We start from the raw sequence: 19,357 nt of genomic DNA, 5'->3' as shown, positions 1-19,357 counted from the left end.
ACGCAACAGATCGGGAGAGGGGACCCATCGGCGATTGATCATTCGGGGAAAATCAATATGACCCGGTTCTCCTTCTTCCGCATTTGCGGCCAGGGAGGCTTCAAATAAAAGGCTTGCTGGTGCTGCCGGTCCCACCAATTTGGGGATGTCTGGCAGCCCGTCGTCGGCGACTGGATTGACACGCTGGGGGTTTGCAGGTGGCGCTGCTTGGGCGCTGCCTACCTGTGGCTTCGTCGAGGCCGCATCCTGCGGTTTGTAATCCTGTTGAGGGCGTGCGTTCCCGCTTTGAGCGGCGCCACCTTGAAAACCGGCGGCAGAGTCTATTCTGACGGTCACGGCTCTTCTCCATGAAAATTTCGGCACTTCTTGCCTGGGTGCATCTTGGAGAAAAGAGATTGCGTATGTGTAATGTGGTGAGTTGTTATTTAAATAAAAATTGAATAAATAGCAGGCGACACTTCTGCCGCCTGCGAAGCAATTCTAATTAGCTGGTTTTGTTGATGGAAACGCCTTGCAGGCTTTCGCTTTTTTGCGCTGTTACGCCGTTGCCGCCATAAGTTTTTGGCTTTTGGGCGCGTCCCAATTGCGCCGCAACATCGCCTACAATTTCCTCAGACAGGGATTTTGCAGTGGCCAGCACCCTCATATTCTCAGCCATTTGGGTGGCGAGGGCAGTTTGGCTCTTTTGCAGCTCTTCCAGCAAATGCGGGGCTGTTTGTTTTAAGCTGTCCACATTGTGTTGGATGGCCCGGGCCAACCCCACATATTTTTGCGCCAGTTCCGCCTTGGGGGCGGCGAGTTCGCTTGCCTGCAGCAGACGCCCGGCGCGTAAAAGGGTGGTTTCATTATTCATGATATCCACCAATCGGGTCAGCGTGTCCCGCGCCGCAATGCAAACCTCTTCTGGCTCACCCGGCAGGGGAATCGGAGGCTTTTTGGCCAGCGTCTGGGCTCTTAACTGATGTGGGGTCATTGTTGGTACGCTCCTGATACATAAGCAGGGTTAGGCTGCGCCGCTGGTCGCGGTGCATTGATTGATTGTTGTGACAAGATAAGATCGCGCAAAATATCGTCGGCCAGGCCAATGCCGCCATTGCCGGCCATGTTTTTGGCATATTCCTCACCAAGCATGCCGCGCCATGTTTCTTCGGCATAGCCGCCGCCAAACATGCCTTCGGAATCGCTGGCTTTGGTCATTTCGCTCATCAAGGTGTTCAAAAACACGCCTTCAAGCTCAACCGATTTTTCCTTGAGGGAGGCAAATTGTGCCTCTGTCATATTGAATGGTTTTTGAACCGGGTAATAAACGTTTGCCATCGACATCAGATCACCTCGATTTCAGCTTGCAAGGCGCCAGCGGCCTTGATTGCCTGCAGAATGGAGATCAGATCGCGCGGCGAAATACCCAGCGAGTTCAGCCCATCAACCAGTTCTTGAAGGGTAACGGTTTCATTGAGTGTCGCGAGATTGCTGTCAACCTGATCAACTTGAATCTCTGTGCGCGGCACGACTACGGTTTGTCCGTTTGCCAGCGGGTTGGGCTGTTCAACCTGGGGATCTTCGGTGATGGTGACGGTCAAGTTGGACTGCGCAATGGCGACGGTGGAGACACGCACGTCGCGCCCCATCACCACAATGCCGGAATTTTCGTCAATCACAATCTTCGCCGGCAGGTCCGGGGTGATGACCAATTGTTCAATATCGGTGATCAGATCGACAATATTGCCGTTAAACCCGCGGGGCAGGGTTAGGTTGACCGTCGCATTGTCCAGCGGCACGGCTGTCGGCATGCCAATCAGATTATTGATGGCCAGTGCAATACGGCGGGCGGTGGTGAAATCTGGGTTACGCAAGGCCAAACGGACGGCGCGGCGGGCCCCCAGATCGAAATCAACTTCGCGTTCAATCAAGGCGCCATCGGAAATGCGACCAGTGGTGGGGACACCTGAAACGATCGTGGCGCCGTCACCTTCAGCCTGAAAACCATTGATGGCGATTGGGCCTTGCGCGATCGCATAGACTTCGCCATCGGCGCCCATCAGCGGGGTCACCAACAAGGTGCCGCCCTGCAGGCTTTTGGCGTCTCCCAATGCCGACACAGCGACGTCAAGCCGGGAGCCTTGGGTGGCAAAGGCGGGCAAATTGGCCGTGACCATGACGGCGGCCACATTGGCGGTGCGCATATTGGTGCCGCGGGTATTGACCCCCATGCGCTCCAGCATGGCCACGAGGCTTTGCCGGGTGAATGGCGCGTTGTTGAGGCCATCGCCCGTGCCGTTAAGGCCGACCACAAGGCCGTACCCGACCAATTGGTTTTCGCGCACACCTTCAATGGTGACAATATCTTTGATGCGCGCGGCATTGGCCTCGGCCGCCAGCAGCGCAATGGCCATTATGGCCATCATCCATTTTGTCGTTCTTGCAAAAACAGTTCTCATCATTTTCCCCATTTAACTTGCCGACCTCATTCCCCAATCAGGTGCGGCGTGTCCTCATAAAAGCGAAAACCGTGCCAGTTGATGAGTAAAGTGATTAAAGTGCTGAGTTATTTGAATAAAATTGAGTTTGCGTGGCTTTTGCTTTTGTTTTTGGTTTGAAAATGCTAGTTTCTCTAGGTAAATAATGCCCATTGTCAGGAATTGGCAAAAGGGGCTGGGCATAAATTGCCGGTCGCAAAAAACGGAATTTTTAATGCGCATCACAGATACCAATAGAACCAGCCGAACCGCGCCTAACAAAACGGCGAAAGGGCGTGGCCAAGGTGAGACATTTTCGGTGGAACAGGAAAAGAGCGCCGGGCAAGCGCGGCACTCTGCCGGTGTGGAGCATGTGGGCAGTGTTGATGCGCTTTTGGCGCTACAAAGCGTTGAAGATCCAACTCTGGCCAAAAAGAAAAGCGTAAAGCGAGGTCACCAGTTGCTGGATGGTCTTGAGCGGTTGAAAACCGATCTACTGGTTGGGCGGGTGAGTGAAGCCCGACTGCAAAACATGCATAAAATTTTGAAAAATGCGCCCACCACTGACGATCCCGCGCTAAAAGCAGTGATAGATGATATCGAATTGCGCGTGCAGGTGGAGCTGGCCAAGCTTGGCCGTCTTTGACCGAAACTCCCCAAATTTTGTGGATAAGTCTTCGTCATTTTACCGTCATGAATAACGCTTAGACCGCAATGAAATTAGCGGCTTGTCGCAACGGCGTTTGGCGATTATATATGGCCCACATTAGTTGAGGGAGTAAGACTCAATGTCGATGGACTTGGAAAGCGAAATTACTGCACCCGAGTTGGATAAGCAGGAAATTGATAACTATCGTCCCAGCGAGGACGAAGAGTTTATGAATCCAAAGCAATTGGCCTATTTCCGCCGCAAGTTGCTGGCGTGGAAAAATGATATTTTGCGTGAAAGCAAGGAAACATTGGATGCCTTGCAGGAAGAAAGCCAGAACCACCCGGACATTGCTGACCGGGCGTCTTCTGAGAGTGATCGGGCGTTGGAACTGCGGACACGGGACCGTCAACGCAAGCTGATTTCAAAAATTGATGCGGCGCTGAAGCGCGTGGATGATGGCACCTATGGCTATTGCGAAGAAACTGGCGAGCCGATTGGTCTTGCGCGTCTCGATGCGCGGCCGATTGCAACCCTATCTCTTGAAGCGCAGGAAAAACACGAGCGGCGCGAGAAGGTTTATCGCGACGACTAGATGTGCCTTTTAATGGTTTGATTTGACTTATAGTTATAAGTTGGGACAAACTATGTTTGTGTCTTGGCGGCGGGCGAGAGTTGGCACATCTGGTTGAATGAGGGCGTTGTTTCAAGGGTGGGCGCTATGACAGCACAGGCTGGGCGAGAGATGGAGGTGGAACGGCCGACGGCCGGGAAGCCGCAACGAGTTTCGCCCGAAAGCTGGCCCGTATCCCAACCTTATGATGTGGTTTTTTATCGCTCACGCGGTCCAAAATCTCGTGTAAATGTCACCTTTCAGCACGCCTTTGATCTGGATGCTTTCAAGTCCTCGCGGAAATTCACCCATTGTGCTCTTGTGGGGTCTGAACTGACGGCTGTTGAGGCCTATCCGAGGGCGGTCAAGGGCTATTATACCGACATGCTGCATCCGGGCGGGGTGCGGTTCGTGCCGGTGATTGACCTTTGCTATGACAGCAAAAAACGATATCGCGATTTTTTGGTATTGCGTTGTCCGGACTTGCGCTCGCCGGATACTTTTTTCGGGGCCGAGAGCATGATGCGTGCGTGGCGCTATATTGAATCAAAATATAGTTTGCGGCGCTTTATCGGCTTTGGTCGCGGGCCCAAGGACAATCAGAACGCCAAGCAGATCAAGGAATGGCTATCCTGTTCGGATCTGGTGATCAAGATTCTGGCCGATTCTGAACGTTTTGGCATTAAATTTCGCGAGCGCACAACCCCTTCGGGCCTGGTGGCTCAGCTGAAAATGCGGGGCTGGCAGGATGTGACGGCTGATTATGCGCCGGAACGGTTTGAAATCAAATCCCGCCAATATATGCAGCGCTTTGGCCTTTCTGGTGCAAACAGGGCAGGCGTAGACATTTTCGCCCTGAAAATGGCCTGGAATCTGGGCACCTTTGGTCAATCCATTCAGCGCCAGCAATATCTGGTGGAAGAATATATCAATCGCCGCCTGTCTAATTTGTGGCACCACGACGCTGACGCCAAGAGCTTTTTAGAGCGGTTTACCGCGGATCACGCCATGGGCGTGCTCAAGCAAATCCGACAGATGCGCGCGGATGATTTTGGCGATCATATCGATCCACTTCTCGCTGAGTTGTCGCAAAAACGGCATTTCCTGAAATAGTCTATTTTCAGATTTTCCTCTTTACATGCAACTTTATTGGGGGTGTTCGCGTTATACCTTCAAATCAAAGCCCTATGGCCCTTGCGCTGCTGTCACGCTATGGCAGCGTGCGGGCCACAGAGCAGAAATGGAGGCAATCATGTCCGATAAAGATATTTATATCCAGAAAACTCAAGCCAAACTTGACCAATGGGATGCCGAAATTAAAAAAATGAAGGCCAAAGTTGAAGAGGCCGACGCTGACGCCAAGATGGAATATCAAAAAGAGCTGGATGAAATGCGCGCCCAGCGCGAAGATGCGCAAGAGCGGTTGGAAGAGCTCCGCAACGCAAGCGATGATGCTTGGAAGGACATGAAGGGCGGCTTTGAACAGGCTTGGACAAACATCACCAGTGCATTTGATCGGGCCCGCGATCGGTTTAATTAAGCGCTCGTTTATCGTTCGCTATCATCCAAAACGGCGCCATTTTTGGCGCCGTTTTTTGTGGTGGTTGCAGCGGGGGCAGTGCGCCTTGCCGCTGCTTCGGTATGAGAAATTGTCAAAAGGTATGTCGGCCGATTGCTTGAGATGGTGAGTCGGATTTATCTGCTAGCGCGTTGATGTATAAAAAGGTTTCTATTTCTGGAGCGGCGGGGGAGAGGGGCCGCCCATATTGATTGGCTCAAATGACATGATTGTATGCGCCAGGTACGGACGACGCCTTTCGTGACTGGGCTGATCCGCGGTTTGGCGGATATCGCTATTGGGACCCCTCATTTTGTTCGAGCTGATCAAGGTGGACTAACAGTTTTCGGGTCAAGTGATTGAGCTGGGTGATTTCATCAGCACTGAGGGCCGCGAGCAAACTGGCTTCGTTGGCGACATGTTCTGGCACCATTTCATCGATTTTGGCGCGGCCTGCGGCGGTGAGCGCCACCAGATTTGAGCGGCGATCATTGGGGTTGGGGCGGCGTTCGATCAGCCCGGCTTTTTCCAGCTTGTCGATGCGGTTGGTCATGCCGCCGGAGGAGACCATGGTGGCTTCATAAAGCGCGGTTGGCGACAGGGCAAAGGGCGCCCCGGCGCGGCGCAGTGTGGCCAGCACATCAAATTCGCCTGGTTGCAATCCGTAGCGTGCAAAGAGTGGCTCGATGTGATCGCGCTGGGCCCGCAAGGATAATTCGGCGATGCGCCCCAGGGTTTCCATGGGGACGGGGTCCAGTTCCGGACGTTCTTTTTGCCATTGTTTGGCGGCCAACGCTGCGCGATCCATATTTTTTCCTTTATCTTAATGTCAAGATACTTTATGGTAAGATAAATTGAAGTCCAAACAGAATATGAGTATGACCAACCTGTCACAAAATCCAACCATCAATCTTGGCGCGTCCCCAATGCGGCGCTTTTGGCATCAATTTGATTTCGGCATGTTGCTCTTGTTGCTGATTGTGGGGTTCTTTCTGGGCGTCACCGCCGTTTTGGGCAAAGTGGCAATCAATACGGGCTGGACGCCGACCATTTATCTGGCCCACACCACGCTGGGGGGCGGGCTGTTGATGCTCGCGGGAACCAGCCTTTTTGGTCAGCGAGCCCGATTTGATGCAGGTGTTTGGCGCTATAATTTTATGTCCGGCCTGTTGTTTGTGGTGCCCAATCTGATGTTCTTTTTTGCCGTGCGGTATGTGGGGGCGGGCTTTATTGCTTTTGCCACCGCTTTTGCGCCGGTGCTGACCTTTTTTGTTGCTGTGGCGATTGGTGATGACCGCTTTTCGTTAGGCAAAATCTTTGGCGTCGCCATGGCGCTGTTGGGGGCGATGTTGCTGGCGTTTGGCAAATTGACGGACACCAGCATTGCGCCGCTCTGGATCATTGTCAGTCTGATGGGGCCAGTGTTTTTGGCGTTGGGTAATATTTTCCGCTCGCGCTTTTGGCCCAAAGATGCGGCACCCTTGGCGCTGGCGCCCTGGATGCTGATCATGGCCGGGCTCTATAGCTATTTATTTGCGCTGCTCACTGGTGAGTTGAGCCATGAAACAGTCAGCAAGGCGGGCCTTGTGGTGATGGGCGCGCAAATGCTGTGTTTTGCTGCCGGGTTCGGCTTCTATTTTGTGCTGCAAAAGCGCGGCGGGCCCGTCTATTTGAGCCAGATCGGACCGGTTATTGCGCTGGTTGGCGCAATTTTGGCCGCGACCTTTTTGCGCGAAGACCTGACCTTGATGGTGGTGCTGGGCGGTGCGGCTGTGATCGCCGGGGTGGTGATTTTCAATGGGGCCAATTTTGGCCGGAAAGGCTAGGTCCTGACCGTAGCGCTTTAAAAACAAAAAGGGCGCGACCAATTGGGGAAAGTCGCGCCCTTTGGGGAAGGGCTGATCACAAATTGGGGAAAGCGATCAGCCAATATATGGACACCTTAGAAGGGGAGAATGGCGTCCATAAATTGCTGGCCATAACGTGGCTGTTGTACATCGGTGATCTGGCCGCGGCCGCCATATGAGATGCGGGCCTGGGCAATCTTTTCTGACGGGATGGTGTTGTTGGCGCCGATATCTTCGGGCCGGACCACACCAGCGATGATCAGGTCGCGGACTTCAAAGTTTACCCGCACTTCCTGACGTCCTTCGATTACCAGGTTGCCATTGGGCAGTACCTGTACCACCACGGCTGCAACAGATGTGTCTAGGGTTTCAGAGCGGTTCACCGAACCATCGCCTGTGTCGGCAGAACCAGAGCTGAGTTCGATCGCGCCATTTGCTGAAACGTCGGGCACGACGGAGTTAAAGATGGAGCCGACCACCCCACCAGCGCCTGCATCATTTGTGCTGGTGCGGGAGCGTGATGTTTTGTTGGCAATCTGGGCTTTGTCAGCAATGGTCACATCCACGGTGAGAATATCGCCCACCTTGCTGGCGCGTTGGTCTTTGAAGAAGCCACGCTTGCCAGAGATAAACAATGAGTTTGGCTGATAGGAGACCTTTTCAGGCTCCGGCATCGGCATCGACACTGGCTTGTAGCCTGCTCTGGCCTGCGGGTTTTCGATGGCGGTCAAGGACGGTGCCTTGCCGATGCTGGCAATCCGGTTGGCGGTGGTGCAGGCAGTCAATGAGATGCCCATGGCGATCAATATGACGAGTTGAATAAGTTTCATCTTCGCGCTCCTAATTCGCTGTCGCGATTTTGGCGGGACCGGTTGGGATGGCCACGGCGCCTGCGCCAGTAACGATGCCCTGAATTGGTTTGTTGGACATCAGATTGAGAACAGTGACCGGCTCATCGATGGCAGCTGATTGCAATGCCTTGGCCTTCACGGTGAGGGTGAGGGCACCCTTTTTGAAATAAAGCGTAACCAGATCATTGCGGTTGATCACATCGGGCTCGGTTACATCGGACATCCGGATTGGGCTGCCACCTCGCAGGGAGCGGGTGAGGCTTTTGCCCACCAGATCTTCGATTTGAACTGAACCTTGTGCACGCACCACTTGCTCTGAGGCGGGCCGCATTTCAATATCGCTCAGTTTCAAGATTTCGCCCTTAGCTTTGGATGTGGCCACAAAAGGCGCCTCGATCAAAATGTCGATCCGGCCGTTAATTTGCAGCGGTTGTCTATGGCCGGCGAGGGCCAGGCGCGCCGTGAAGGTGCGCGTTTGAGGGCCAACTTCAAAATCAAGTACCATGACCGGATTGTCCGAAGCGCTATCGGCAAACAGCTTGTTCAAACCGGTGTTCAAACGCACCTGGGCGGTTTCCCCCGCCAGCAACAATTGCCGGGCCGCCAGTTCTTCATTGACCAATTGTGCAACAAAATTGTTGTCGATTTTGATGCCAGCGCGCTCAACCCGCACTTGGGACAGGCCCGCCGTATCGTAGTTTTCCAGTCCGGCCCGCTGGGCAGCCAATTGTACAGATGCAAGTGGGACCGCGCCGACAGTCCCCGGCGCAGGGCTGCGAAAAAGGGCGGTTTCGGCGTGAATACCGGCATTGTCGAACATGTCTCCGACGGTGACGATTTTGGTGTCCACAATGATGGACGGCTTGAGCACAGGGGTGGCCCACGCATTTTGCGCCAGAAGGGAAGTGGCAAGCACCAGTGCAGTTTTTGTGAGTGTTTTAAACATGTTCTCAACCTACCCCTAGCGGATCTGCGATGTAGCTTGCAGCATCTGGTCAGCCCCAGAAATGACACGTGCGTTCATTTCATAGGCACGCTGCGCAGCAATCAGATCTGCAATTTCTGTTACCGCATTGACGTTGGCGAGTTCCAAATGTTTTTGCAGCATATTGCCGAACCCATCCTGATTGGCGACGCCGTTTTGCGCTGGCCCGGAAGCGGCGGTTTCCACATAGGCGTTGTCGCCAATGCTTTCGAGGCCCGCCTTGTTGGCAAAACGACTGAGCTGGATTTGCCCGAGGGCGGTTGGCGTTGATTCATTGTCCAGAAACGCTTCGACTGTGCCGTCGGCTGAGATCGATACTGCGCGGGCATTTGCAGGAATGTTGATGCCCGGCTGCACGATGTAGCCCTCGATGGTCACCAGATCGCCGTTGGAATCACGTTCAAATGAGCCGTCGCGGGTGTACCCTGTGCGGCCATCCGGCAGGTTGATCGAGAAAAAGCCTTCGCCGCGAATGGCGATATCTAGCTCTTTTTCTGTCGGCTGGATATTGCCTTGGCTCATCACGCGAGGTGTGGCACCGGTTTTTACACCTGAGCCAATTTCAACGCCTGTAGGCAACTGGGTGCCAGCGGCGGAAGTTTGCGAGCCGGCGCGTCGATAGACTTGATAGAGCAAATCCTGAAAGTCGGCACGTTGGCGTTTGAAGCCGGTGGTGCGCATGTTGGCGATGTTGTTGGAGATAATCTCCACATTGCGTTCCTGCGCTGACATGCCTGTGGAAGCGATATAGAGTGCCTTCATAATTCTGTTCCTTTCGCTTTCACTTAAGCTTTGGTGTCGCCAAGTTTGCGGATCGCTGTGCGGCGCAATTCGTCCTGGCGTTGTTGCATGCCCGAAATGGATTCATAGGCCTTTGTGACGCGGATCATCTCGGTCATTTCAGAAACGCCAGAGACATTGGAGCGCTCAATAGCCATTTGCACAAAGCGGGATGGGTTGTCGTAAATTGGGTTTTCGCCTGAGAACATGGTGTCGCCCTCGCGCCGCAAGCTTTGCGGATTATCAAACTCGGCAACACGCAGAATACCTTTGTCGCCAGCGGAGGAGGTCACGCGGCCCTCTGCGGTGATGGTTATGCCGGTTTCTTCCGGGCCGAAAGTTACAAAGCCACCATCGGCCAACACGTTATAGCCCTCGGATGTGACCAGTTCGCCCCGCTCGTTCAACTGAAATGAACCGTTGCGGGTGTAACGCTCGCCGCCCGGCGTATCAATAACAAAGAAGCCCTTGCCCTGGATGGCGACATCCAGCGGGTTGCCTGTTTGCGTGATGCTGCCGGAAGAAAAGTCGTGAACTGTCGCCCAATCCTGTGTGTAAGAAAGCGGCTGGTCCAGCATTTCAAAATCTTTATGACGGGCGACCGGCATGACATATTCTTCGAAAAGAATGTCCATATTTTTGTAACCGACAGTGTTCAAGTTAGCCATATTGTTGGCCACGACATCCATTTGCCGCCGCAGTGCGATTTGTCTTGATAAGCCGATGAGCTGTGCGTTTTCCATGGCACCTGTCTCCCCAATTTAATGTTTGACCGTTCGACTTCCCCAAGTCGGCGGGTCTGCCATCAGTAATGCGAGGATCGTGCCAGTTTTTTAAGTGTATGATTTTATTCAATTTTTATGAAAATGCGAACCGAATAGTGCAATGGCATATCTGCAGGGTGGAAAAATTTACCGGGCAAAAATTGCCGCAAAATGCAAAAAGTAACCCTTCGTTAACCTTCTCGACCTTACCACTAGTATGTATAGGCAATGTGCGCGCAGCGCCTATGATTCTAAGGACTATTGAGGACCGGCATGGCCAACGAAGATGCAAATATCGACCCCATCGATGGGGAAGAAGGTGAAGCCAAAAAGAAAAAGCCGCCCATGATGATCATCATCGGGGGGGCTGTGTTGCTTTTGGCGGCGATCGGCGCGGCTGTCTACTTCTTTATGTTTGCCAATGCGGAACAGGACAATGCCGAGCTGCAAGATGTGCGCGCGGCCATTTTTTATGACCTGCCCACCATCACGGTCAATCTGAACGATGATGCGGACAATGATGAAGTGTTTTTGAAGCTTGCGATTGCGCTTGAGCTCTCTGATGAGTCCCTTATTGAGATTGTTGAGCCGCGTATGCCTCGGGTGTTGGACACGTTCCAAGTCTATCTACGCGAACTTCGGCGATCTGATTTGGAAGGTTCTGCCGGGATTTATCGGTTGAAGGAGGAATTGCGTCGCCGGGTCAATCTTGCAGTGTTTCCCGCGCAGGTGGACAGCATTCTGTTTAAAGAAATTCTGGTTCAATAGGTTTACATCATGGCTGATGAAAAAGACGATCTGATGAGTGCTCTGGACGAAGAACAGTCCAAAAATGACGACGATATGGCGTCTGAATGGGCCTCGATGATCGAAGGTGCGGACGATGGTGATAATGAATCCCAAGCCGACCGCATCCTTAATCAGGATGAGATTGATAATCTGCTTGGTTTTGACCAGGCGGACTTGAATGAAGGCGAGATGTCCGGGGTGCAGGCGCTGATCAATTCGGCTCTTGTCTCCTATGAACGTTTGCCGATGTTGGAGATTGTATTTGACCGTCTGGTGCGGTTAACAACAACCTCCTTGCGCAATTTCACTTCGGACAATGTGGAAGTGTCCCTCGACAGCATCACCTCGGTGCGGTTTGGCGACTATTTGAACTCGGTGCCTTTGCCAGCAATACTGACCGTGCTTAAAGCTGAAGAGTGGGACAATTTTGGCCTGATGACGGTCGAGAGTAATCTGATTTACTCCATGATCGATGTGTTGTTGGGCGGGCGTCGCGGCAACAATACGATCCGGGTGGAAGGGCGGCCCTATACCACCATCGAGATGAGCCTGACCAAGCGTATGATCGAGTTGATCCTCGATGATATGATGAAGGCCTTTGAGCCGCTGACACCTGTCACGTTCAATGTGGAGCGCATGGAAACCAATCCGCGCTTTGCCGCGATTGCGCGGCCTGCCAACGCGGCGATTTTGATCGAGTTGCGCATTGATATGGATGACCGGGGCGGTAAGGTCGAGATCCTGTTGCCCTATGCGACGATTGAACCGATCCGTGAACAATTGCTGCAAATGTTCATGGGGGAAAAGTTCGGCCGTGACCCGATTTGGGAAGGGCACTTGGCCTCGGAAATTTACGCCGCGGAAACGGAGCTGGAAGCGGTGCTGCACGAATGGGAAATTCCACTCTCGCAAGCGATGAATATCGAACAGGGCGATACGCTGATGTTTGAGCGCACGCCTAATGATCCGGTGTCCCTGCGTTGTGGCGATGTGAAATTGACCGAAGCCCAGATGGGTCATATCGGCAAATATGTTTCTGTAAGGGTAACCCGTCCGCTCAACCCACCGAAAGTGAATATGTCGGTGTTTGAGGCGATGGACGAGCAGGGGAGTGATTAATATGGGCGGACTGGCATTTGGATTGATCGTTGAAGGGGCTGTGGCCATCTTGTTGATGCTGACCATTGGCTATTGCTATGTGCTCAATGTGCGCCTGAAACGGCTACACGCCGATCGCGATGCCCTGCGGGCCATGATCACCGATTTGGTGCGGGCCACGGATATGGCCAATGGCGCTATTCAGGGTATGAAGCAGACCGCCGCTGAGAGCGACGCGCAGTTGCGGGCGCGGCTTCAACAGGCTGAGGGCTTCTCCCGCGAAATGAATGAACAAGTACAAGCGGGGCAAGAGCTGCTGCATAAGATTGGTCAGATCGCAAAGACGGCACGTGACGCTGAAGCGCAAAAAGGAGGTGCGGGCTATCGGCCAGTGCCGCCTGCTGCGGAACGGCCTGTTGAACCAAGCACGCCCCGGGCGCGCAATGCCTTGTCGCAGCTCGATAAATACACCCGTTCTAAAGGTGAAGCCGCATGAATTCAGTTCGCTTGTTGCCGGTGGTCATGGTGGCTGCAGGAGCGCTGTTCTTGTTTAAAGTACTCGGAATCGTATCTGGCGAGGGCTACAGCCTGAGCGGGGCACAAATGGTGAGTGCGCAAGAGGCACCAGCCAAGCCGCAGGACGCGCAGGTGCAAGTCGACAATACCCCAAAGCCAACCGGCAACAGCCTTGCGGATAGTGCGACAAAATCTGAAGGCGACATGGCTGCTGAGGAATCAAATACTGACGCCTCGCCGATTAAACTCACCAAGAGTGGCGAGATTGTTGGGCTTGATGAGGGCCAGCTGGCAGATACCGAACGGGCGATTTTGGCGCGGCTGAGTGAACGGCGGAAAGAACTGGACGCGCTGGAAGAGCAGCTCAGAGTACAGGAGGACATTGTGCGGGCGGCGGAAAAGCGGCTGGAAACCCGCGCAGCCGAATTGCAGCAGATTGAAGCGCGTATTCAAGAGCTGGTAGATCGCAAGCAGGGCCTGGAAGATGAGCAGTTCAAATCACTTGTGTCCATGTATGAGAATATGAAATCCCAAGATGCCGCTCGCATCTTTGATCGGCTTGATATGATGGTTCTGGTGCGTATGGTGGAGCAAATGAATCCGCGCAAGATGGCGGCGATTCTGGCGGATATGAATGCTGAAAAAGCAGAAGCCTTGACCATCAATCTGGCCAACCCAAACTTGCAGAACAATGAGAACGCTGACGAGCAGACACAAGACGGCCTGCCGCAAATTGTTGGGCAGTAAGCGGCTTTGCGGCTTGTGGTAAGTAAAGTGTTAATTGCTAGGCGTTAGATTGATCCCAACGATTGATCGCAAAGAGGCCCACCCATAAATGGTGTTGTTTAAAGCCCTGCAAAAAGGATTGTGCCGCACGCTGGTTATGGCAGCGTGCGCGGCTGGCTTTGCGATGTCCACAATACCGCAAGTGGCAGTGGCCCAAAATCAGACCGAGCGTCAGCGCCTGGAGGTGGTGGCTCAGGGGCAAGAAGGTTTTGGCCGGATCATCCTGACATTTGTCGACCGGTTGAATCTGCCATCCTATTCCATTTCCACCAGCGGCGGGGTTATGAGCATTGAGTTTTCTCAGCCGATAGACGTTCAGTTGCCGGATGTGACCGAGCAGTTGGGCGAGTATGTGGCGGTCGCGCGGGTTGACCCTGACTATAAAGGCATCCGTTTCGGGTTGAAACGCGACTACCGCATCAATCGAATTGAGGCCGGTGAACGGCTGTTTGTTGATTTTATTCCCCGAGACTGGCAGGGGCTGGACCCTGCTTTGCCCGAAGATGTGGTGGCTGAATTGGCATTGCGCGCTGAGCGGGCGGCAAAGCTGGCTGAACAAAGGCGAAAAGAGCGAATCGCCCGGGAATCCAAGCCAAACGCTATTGTACGCGTGGGCCGTCACCCCACCTTCACGCGGGTTAAGTTTCAATGGACTATTGATACAGAGGCCAGTTGGACAGAGACGCCAAAAGGCGGCACGTTGCGATTTGAATGGCCGATCGATGTTGATCTTTACGCCATCCAGTCTGAGTTGCCCGAGGAGATTGAAAAGGTTGAGAAAGAGGTGACACCAGACGGGTTGATGGTGCGCTTTGAATTGAGTGAGAATGTTGAGCCGCGCTTTTTCAAGGAAGACAAGCGCAACTATACACTGGATCTCGACTTTTCTACGCGAGAAGATGTGGGCGTGCCCATTACCGAGATTGCCCCGGAGCAATTGCCTGAGGAGATTGCCGATCGCGAAGTGGTTGAGGATGTCGTCGAAGAAATTGATCCGTTGTTGCGCAAAACGCCTGCCTTATCGCGACAAACGCGGATCACACCCTTTGTGAATAAAATCGGCGGAACGGTTCGCCTGATTTTTCCGTTTGAGCAAGACACACCGGCCGCTGTGTTCAAGCGCGGTGAAACCGTGTGGATGGTCTTCGATACCCATGTAGCGATCGATTCCCCTGCTGATATGGACTTGCTGGGCGGCATCACCAGCGACATCAAGGTCAACCGGGCGGGCGAGACCCAGATTGTCGAGATGAAAATGAATGCGGACCGACTTGCTACGTTAGGGTCTGAGGGGCGATCCTGGGTGCTGTCTTTGGGCGATATTCTGATCGCACCGACTGAGCCTATGACTTTGACCCAGCAAGCTCAAAGCGATGGGCGCACGGTTTTGGTGGCGGACATTCTGCGTCCGGCCCGCGTCCATCAAATGCGTGACCCAAATGTGGGGGATTTGCTTCAGGTGGTAACGGCCTATCCGCCCTCTCGCGCCATTGTGCGGGATTTGGAATATGTGGATTTCAAAGCACTGCGGGCGGTTCACGGTCTCGTCGTACAGCCGCACCATTCTGACCTCGAATTGCGGATTGAAGGGGCAGAAGTGGTCATTGATGCCAAAGACGGTCTGTTGCTGTCCTCTTCTACCGATATCAACCGCGATGAGCCAGTGGAGGTGGGTGAGCGCGTGGGCTATTTGGACCTGTCGGGGGCCAGCCTTTCTCGCCCGAATGAATTTGTCGCCGAACGTGAAGAGATTATGGTGCGTGCTGCAGAGGCTGAAGGCAAGGCCCGCGAGAGCGCGCGGGTGGAGTTGGCACGCTATTATCTGGCCAACAAGTTGATGCACGAAGCCTTGGGTGTTCTGCGCGTTTGGGAAGAGGACACCAAGCGACCGCAATTGGCTGATGAGGGCAATATGCTCAAGGCAGCGGCCAGTGTGTTGGCCAACCGCCATGATGATGCGTTGGAAATATTGCTGGAAGAACCGTTTGTGGAGGCGGCAGATGCAATTATCTGGCGCACAATTTCCCGGTCGCGGCGCGGTGAGTATGAAATTGCGCGCAACGATGCATTATTAGCTGAAGAGGCTGTGGAGGTTTACCCTCTTTGGGTTGCCAATGAATTCTATTTTGCGGCTGCACGCGCAGCGGTGGAGACGGGCGATTCCGCGGCAGCAATTCGCTATTTGGGCGGGATCGATTTTGGGTCGCTCAACAAAGAAGATCTCAGCCGGTATGACCTGCTCGCCGGACGCGTGGACGAGGTGGACGAGCAATATGATGAAGCGCTGGAAACATATGGCAGCGTGCTGAACATGGATGTGCGCCCAACCTATGCCGAGGCGGTTTATCGGACGCTTCTGGTTCTAGAAAAGAAGGGCAATATCGATCTCGACAAAGCGGTGGACACGTTGTCGATCCAATCCTTGACTTGGCGGGGCGGCGAACTTGGTGCCAACATCCAGGAACTCTATGGCCGCCTACAATTTAAGAATCATGACTATCGCGGCGGATTTGAGACATTGCAGCGTATGCAAGTTGCGCATCAGGATACACCACAAGAAACAAGACATTACGAATTGGCTCGTAAAATTTTCGAAGACTTGTTCCTGAATGGCGAGGCAGACCGGCTGGAGCCGGTGCGGGCACTTGGGCTTTACTACGACTTCCGCAAATTGACACCTTCAGGCGCTAAGGGCGATGAGATGATCCGCAATCTGGCGCGCCGTTTGGTGCGGGTAGATTTGTTGGATCAAGCCGCAGAATTGTTGGACTATCAGATTGAAAATCGCTTGGAAGGGGTCGCGCGTTCGAAGATTGCTGCCGATCTTGCAGTGATTCAGATTGCCAATCGTCGGCCTGACCTTGCGCTGAAAACGCTCTATAAGTCGCGGTTGGCCAATTTGGTGCCGCAACTGGAGCGGCAGCGGCGCATTCTGGAGGCCAAAGCGTTGATTGATGCAGGGCGTGACGAGCTGGCCGTGGACATTTTGCGCAACATTGAAGGGTTTGATGCCCGGTTGTTGGAAGTGGATGCGCATTGGTCTGGTCGCCGCTATCGCGAGGCTGGAGAGCTGATTGAACGCATTTATGCCGATCAATATACCGGGGGTGAATCATTGCCCACCAGCGTGCGCAACGATCTGGTGAAAGCTGCGGTTGCGTACACGTTGGGCAATGATGAGATTGGACTGACCCGGTTGCGGGCGAAATTTTCGAACCGCATGGCATCGACACCGGAATGGCCCGTCTTTGAATTTGTGACGAGCAAAACGGCCTTCGGTACAAAAGAGTTTAAGGCGCTTGCCCGGCAAATTGCTGACGTGGATTCACTCAATTCATTCTTGGCCGCCTATCGGGAGCGCTATGGCACCCAAGGCGCATTGTCGCCAGATCAGGATATCTTATAGGTCGCCTGTTTATCCGATGTAACTTCGGATCAGTGAGCCAGCCACCAGGTTCCACCCGTCAACCAGCACAAAAAAGATCAGTTTAAACGGCAGTGAAATCACGATGGGCGGTAGCATCATCATGCCCATCGACATAAGGACCGAGGCGACCACCATATCGATGACAATGAACGGTACAAACAGCAAAAAGCCAATTTCAAAGGCGCGCCGTAATTCCGAGATCATAAAGGCCGGAACAAGGATTGTGATGTCCAGCTCTTCGGGATTCTCCGGGATCGGGGTTTCAGTTAGATCGAGAAACAGTTGAACATCTTTGTCGCGCACATGGGCGCGCATAAATTCGTGTAAGGGCGCGATGGCTTGTGGCACAGCCTCTTCGATTTGCAAGTCGCCTGCGACAAGCGGCGCAATGCCCTGATCGTAGGAATCTTGCAAGGTCGGGGCCATGATAAAGGCGGTGAGAAACAGGGCCAACGAAATCATGACCGAGTTTGGGGGCGCGGTTTGCAAGCCAATGGCTGTGCGCAGCAATGAGAGCACCACAACGATGCGCGTGAACGAAGTCACCATCACCAGAATCGAGGGGGCGAGCGACAGGATCGTGATGATCCCGATCAACTGCACCGCCCGCTCTGTCAAAGTGGTTTGGTCTTCAAAATCAATTGAAATATCTTGCGCAAAGCCGGGAAAGGCGAGTAACGCCCCCGCCATCAGGATTACAAAGCAAAAGCTAAATGATTTGACGCTGAACCAGGCAACTGATTTTAGCCGATCAGAGGTAAACCGGGGCACTGACGGCGACGCCGCCAGCGCATGGCGCAAACTAATCCTGTTTGGCTTTGTCTTTCCCATGTGCGGTCGTGTCAGCTCCTTGATGCTCAACTTCTGGAGCATTCTTGCCCGCCAATTTATCTGAGTCGGCATTCGCTTCCTCGTTTTTGTTGGCAGAAACAGGGCTATCCACGTCTTTTTGCTTATTGCCGCCGCGCAACAGGCCCGGATATTTCAAGGTTTGGGCCTGAGAATCGGGTCTGGACCGAGCCAGTTCCTGAAGTTTTTCCATCGGGGCAAGATTTGGCATCGGGGTGACGTTGCTTTCCGATTTATGGTTGCTCTCACCCAATTTGGGTTCAACCCTCTCTTCCAGAGGGGACACTGGAGTGGTGCGTGATGGGCCCGCGGGGCGGGGTTTGGCCACCAGCGGTGCAGAAGGTTTGGCGCCCTCCGTCGGTTCCATTTTGGCCTGCATGGATTCGGATTGTGGCGGTTCAGTTTTGGCAGCGGGGACCTGCTGATAGGGCTCTTGCGGGTTTTGGAACCCGGTTTCGATCACCACATCATTGGGGCCACCGATCATAAGCAAATGTTCCTGATTGTCTCGACGTATAATCACGAGCTGGCGTTTGTTATCTACCGGTGCGGACTGTAAAACGGCGAGGCGACGCATGCGATTACGCACCCCATCGCGGCTGGCCCGAAACGCAATTTTGATAAGCCAGACCACCAGAATGATGGCCAAAATCGTGATGAATAGCCCGCCAATTACAATGGCAATATTGCCCAGATCGTCGCCCAATAGTTCAGTTAAAAAACCCATTATCGCCTCTATGTTCGTCTCTTACTTCGGTGTGGCATATGCAATATATCTGGTCAAAATGTGGTGAACGCGTTTTGCCATCGCAAAATGATGATGGCAAAAAATGCCTAGTGCAAGTCCGCAGTTTCAAATTGGTGCTTTTTGGAACACCAACTGATGGCATTTATTGAAAATTGCAAAGATTATTAACGCCGCATTAACCATTTGCCCGGCAATATCTGCCTACTGAAGCTATGAGGTTGGTATGACGATTGCGAAGTTGCCGCTTTTTGACGCGTTAACGCAAAAAATGAAGTGGCACCAGACACGGCAAACCTTGCTGGCGGAGAATATCGCCAACGCTGATACCCCAGACTATCGCGGGCGGGATTTGAAGCAGTTCGACTTTGCCCAGCATCAAAGAGATTTGAAAATGAGCACCGTTTCGACTCGGGTGACGAACGCTCGGCACATCTCGGTGGTCGGTCAGGGCGCGGACGGATTCGGGCCGCGCCAAATGAACAATTTCGAAATTACGCCAGAAGGCAATGGTGTGGTGCTGGAAGATGAAATGATGAAGGTCTCCAGCAACCAGATGGACTACCAAGCGGCGACAGCCGTTTACAAACGCTCCCTGCGGTTGATCAGGACCGCTTTGGGCAAACAGTAATTTGACGAGGTGA

21 protein-coding genes are annotated in these 19,357 nt (G+C 53.5%); 11 read left to right on the top strand and 10 right to left on the bottom strand.

Going from position 1 to position 19,357, the window contains the following annotated elements; translation table 11 throughout:
• Positions 1–484: 484 nt before the first annotated feature.
• Genes L1I42_RS10045 through L1I42_RS10035 form a run of 3 tightly spaced genes read right to left on the bottom strand, consistent with a single transcriptional unit; the run spans position 485 to position 2,402 of the window.
• Positions 485–973 (bottom strand): hypothetical protein, encoded by a 489-nt coding sequence (locus L1I42_RS10045; RefSeq protein ID WP_236114393.1) that lies wholly within the window; start codon positions 971–973, stop codon positions 485–487.
• Positions 970–1,323 carry a rod-binding protein gene (locus tag L1I42_RS10040; protein WP_236114392.1) on the bottom strand — a complete coding sequence of 118 codons (354 nt, stop codon included), beginning with the start codon at positions 1,321–1,323 and terminating at the stop codon, positions 970–972. Before L1I42_RS10040 ends, L1I42_RS10045 begins: the two co-directional genes overlap by 4 nt.
• Positions 1,323–2,402 carry a flagellar basal body P-ring protein FlgI gene (locus tag L1I42_RS10035; RefSeq protein WP_439651500.1) on the bottom strand — a complete coding sequence of 360 codons (1,080 nt, stop codon included), beginning with the start codon at positions 2,400–2,402 and terminating at the stop codon, positions 1,323–1,325. Before L1I42_RS10035 ends, L1I42_RS10040 begins: the two co-directional genes overlap by 1 nt.
• Positions 2,403–2,691: 289 nt before the next feature.
• Here L1I42_RS10035 and L1I42_RS10030 point away from each other — a divergent pair, with 289 nt between their 5' ends.
• The 4 genes from L1I42_RS10030 (at position 2,692) to L1I42_RS10015 (ending at position 5,258) form a co-directional block, all read left to right on the top strand.
• Positions 2,692–3,102: a flagellar assembly protein FliX gene (locus L1I42_RS10030; protein WP_236114390.1), complete on the top strand. Its 411-nt coding sequence runs from the start codon at positions 2,692–2,694 to the stop codon at positions 3,100–3,102.
• 148 nt (positions 3,103–3,250) lie between these two features.
• Complete coding sequence (gene dksA / locus L1I42_RS10025; RefSeq protein WP_236115038.1) at positions 3,251–3,700, top strand: RNA polymerase-binding protein DksA; 450 nt, start codon at positions 3,251–3,253, stop codon at positions 3,698–3,700.
• 126 nt (positions 3,701–3,826) lie between these two features.
• Complete coding sequence (locus tag L1I42_RS10020) at positions 3,827–4,831, top strand: hypothetical protein (protein WP_236114389.1); 1,005 nt, start codon at positions 3,827–3,829, stop codon at positions 4,829–4,831.
• A gap of 139 nt (positions 4,832–4,970) precedes the next feature.
• The gene (locus tag L1I42_RS10015; protein ID WP_236114388.1) at positions 4,971–5,258 is read left to right on the top strand and encodes a sll1863 family stress response protein; all 288 of its coding nucleotides are present in this window, start codon (positions 4,971–4,973) and stop codon (positions 5,256–5,258) included.
• 313 nt (positions 5,259–5,571) lie between these two features.
• On the opposite strand, the gene L1I42_RS10010 is transcribed toward L1I42_RS10015, so the two are convergent.
• Positions 5,572–6,084: a MarR family winged helix-turn-helix transcriptional regulator gene (locus tag L1I42_RS10010; RefSeq protein ID WP_236114387.1), complete on the bottom strand. Its 513-nt coding sequence runs from the start codon at positions 6,082–6,084 to the stop codon at positions 5,572–5,574.
• A gap of 70 nt (positions 6,085–6,154) precedes the next feature.
• On the opposite strand from L1I42_RS10010, the gene L1I42_RS10005 reads away from it, so the two are divergent.
• The gene (locus tag L1I42_RS10005) at positions 6,155–7,102 is read left to right on the top strand and encodes a DMT family transporter (RefSeq protein ID WP_236114386.1); all 948 of its coding nucleotides are present in this window, start codon (positions 6,155–6,157) and stop codon (positions 7,100–7,102) included.
• A gap of 116 nt (positions 7,103–7,218) precedes the next feature.
• On the opposite strand, the gene flgH is transcribed toward L1I42_RS10005, so the two are convergent.
• The 4 genes from flgH to flgF are packed head-to-tail and all read right to left on the bottom strand — an operon-like array spanning position 7,219 to position 10,482.
• Positions 7,219–7,920: a flagellar basal body L-ring protein FlgH gene (gene flgH, locus L1I42_RS10000; RefSeq protein WP_439651499.1), complete on the bottom strand. Its 702-nt coding sequence runs from the start codon at positions 7,918–7,920 to the stop codon at positions 7,219–7,221.
• Positions 7,921–7,963: 43 nt separating this feature from the next.
• Positions 7,964–8,920, bottom strand: a complete 957-nt coding sequence (flgA, locus tag L1I42_RS09995; protein WP_236114384.1) for a flagellar basal body P-ring formation chaperone FlgA — start codon at positions 8,918–8,920, stop codon at positions 7,964–7,966.
• Positions 8,921–8,935: 15 nt separating this feature from the next.
• A complete protein-coding gene (gene flgG, locus L1I42_RS09990; protein WP_236114383.1) occupies positions 8,936–9,721 on the bottom strand; it encodes a flagellar basal-body rod protein FlgG in 786 nt (261 codons plus the stop codon).
• A gap of 23 nt (positions 9,722–9,744) precedes the next feature.
• Entirely contained in the window at positions 9,745–10,482 is a 738-nt protein-coding gene (flgF, locus tag L1I42_RS09985; RefSeq protein ID WP_236114382.1) for a flagellar basal-body rod protein FlgF, read from the bottom strand.
• A 294-nt stretch (positions 10,483–10,776) separates the two neighbouring features.
• Here flgF and L1I42_RS09980 point away from each other — a divergent pair, with 294 nt between their 5' ends.
• The 5 genes from L1I42_RS09980 (at position 10,777) to L1I42_RS09960 (ending at position 17,098) form a co-directional block, all read left to right on the top strand.
• Positions 10,777–11,271 carry a flagellar basal body-associated FliL family protein gene (locus tag L1I42_RS09980; RefSeq protein ID WP_236114381.1) on the top strand — a complete coding sequence of 165 codons (495 nt, stop codon included), beginning with the start codon at positions 10,777–10,779 and terminating at the stop codon, positions 11,269–11,271.
• A 9-nt stretch (positions 11,272–11,280) separates the two neighbouring features.
• Positions 11,281–12,411 (top strand): flagellar motor switch protein FliM, encoded by a 1,131-nt coding sequence (gene fliM, locus L1I42_RS09975; protein ID WP_236114380.1) that lies wholly within the window; start codon positions 11,281–11,283, stop codon positions 12,409–12,411.
• Between the two features lies 1 nt (position 12,412).
• Positions 12,413–12,886 carry a DUF6468 domain-containing protein gene (locus L1I42_RS09970; protein WP_236114379.1) on the top strand — a complete coding sequence of 158 codons (474 nt, stop codon included), beginning with the start codon at positions 12,413–12,415 and terminating at the stop codon, positions 12,884–12,886.
• Positions 12,883–13,653: a MotE family protein gene (locus L1I42_RS09965; protein WP_236114378.1), complete on the top strand. Its 771-nt coding sequence runs from the start codon at positions 12,883–12,885 to the stop codon at positions 13,651–13,653. The genes L1I42_RS09970 and L1I42_RS09965 overlap by 4 nt, the downstream gene beginning before the upstream one ends.
• A gap of 88 nt (positions 13,654–13,741) precedes the next feature.
• Positions 13,742–17,098, top strand: a complete 3,357-nt coding sequence (locus L1I42_RS09960) for a tetratricopeptide repeat protein (protein WP_236114377.1) — start codon at positions 13,742–13,744, stop codon at positions 17,096–17,098.
• Positions 17,099–17,107: 9 nt separating this feature from the next.
• Here L1I42_RS09960 and fliP read toward each other — a convergent pair whose 3' ends face one another.
• Together fliP and L1I42_RS09950 are read right to left on the bottom strand one after the other, a co-directional pair.
• Positions 17,108–17,809 (bottom strand): flagellar type III secretion system pore protein FliP, encoded by a 702-nt coding sequence (fliP, locus tag L1I42_RS09955; RefSeq protein ID WP_236114376.1) that lies wholly within the window; start codon positions 17,807–17,809, stop codon positions 17,108–17,110.
• A 112-nt stretch (positions 17,810–17,921) separates the two neighbouring features.
• Entirely contained in the window at positions 17,922–18,695 is a 774-nt protein-coding gene (locus tag L1I42_RS09950; protein ID WP_236114375.1) for a flagellar biosynthetic protein FliO, read from the bottom strand.
• A 244-nt stretch (positions 18,696–18,939) separates the two neighbouring features.
• Between L1I42_RS09950 and flgB the strand changes: the two genes are divergently transcribed.
• Positions 18,940–19,344: a flagellar basal body rod protein FlgB gene (flgB, locus tag L1I42_RS09945; RefSeq protein WP_236114374.1), complete on the top strand. Its 405-nt coding sequence runs from the start codon at positions 18,940–18,942 to the stop codon at positions 19,342–19,344.
• The last annotated feature ends 13 nt before the right edge of the window (positions 19,345–19,357 follow it).

Origin of the sequence: Maritalea mediterranea (assembly GCF_021568695.1) — a bacterium.
Classification (GTDB): domain Bacteria; phylum Pseudomonadota; class Alphaproteobacteria; order Rhizobiales; family Devosiaceae; genus Maritalea; species Maritalea mediterranea.
The sequence above is the reverse complement of the archived record's forward strand: the minus strand, read 5'-3'. Positions and strand labels throughout refer to the sequence as shown.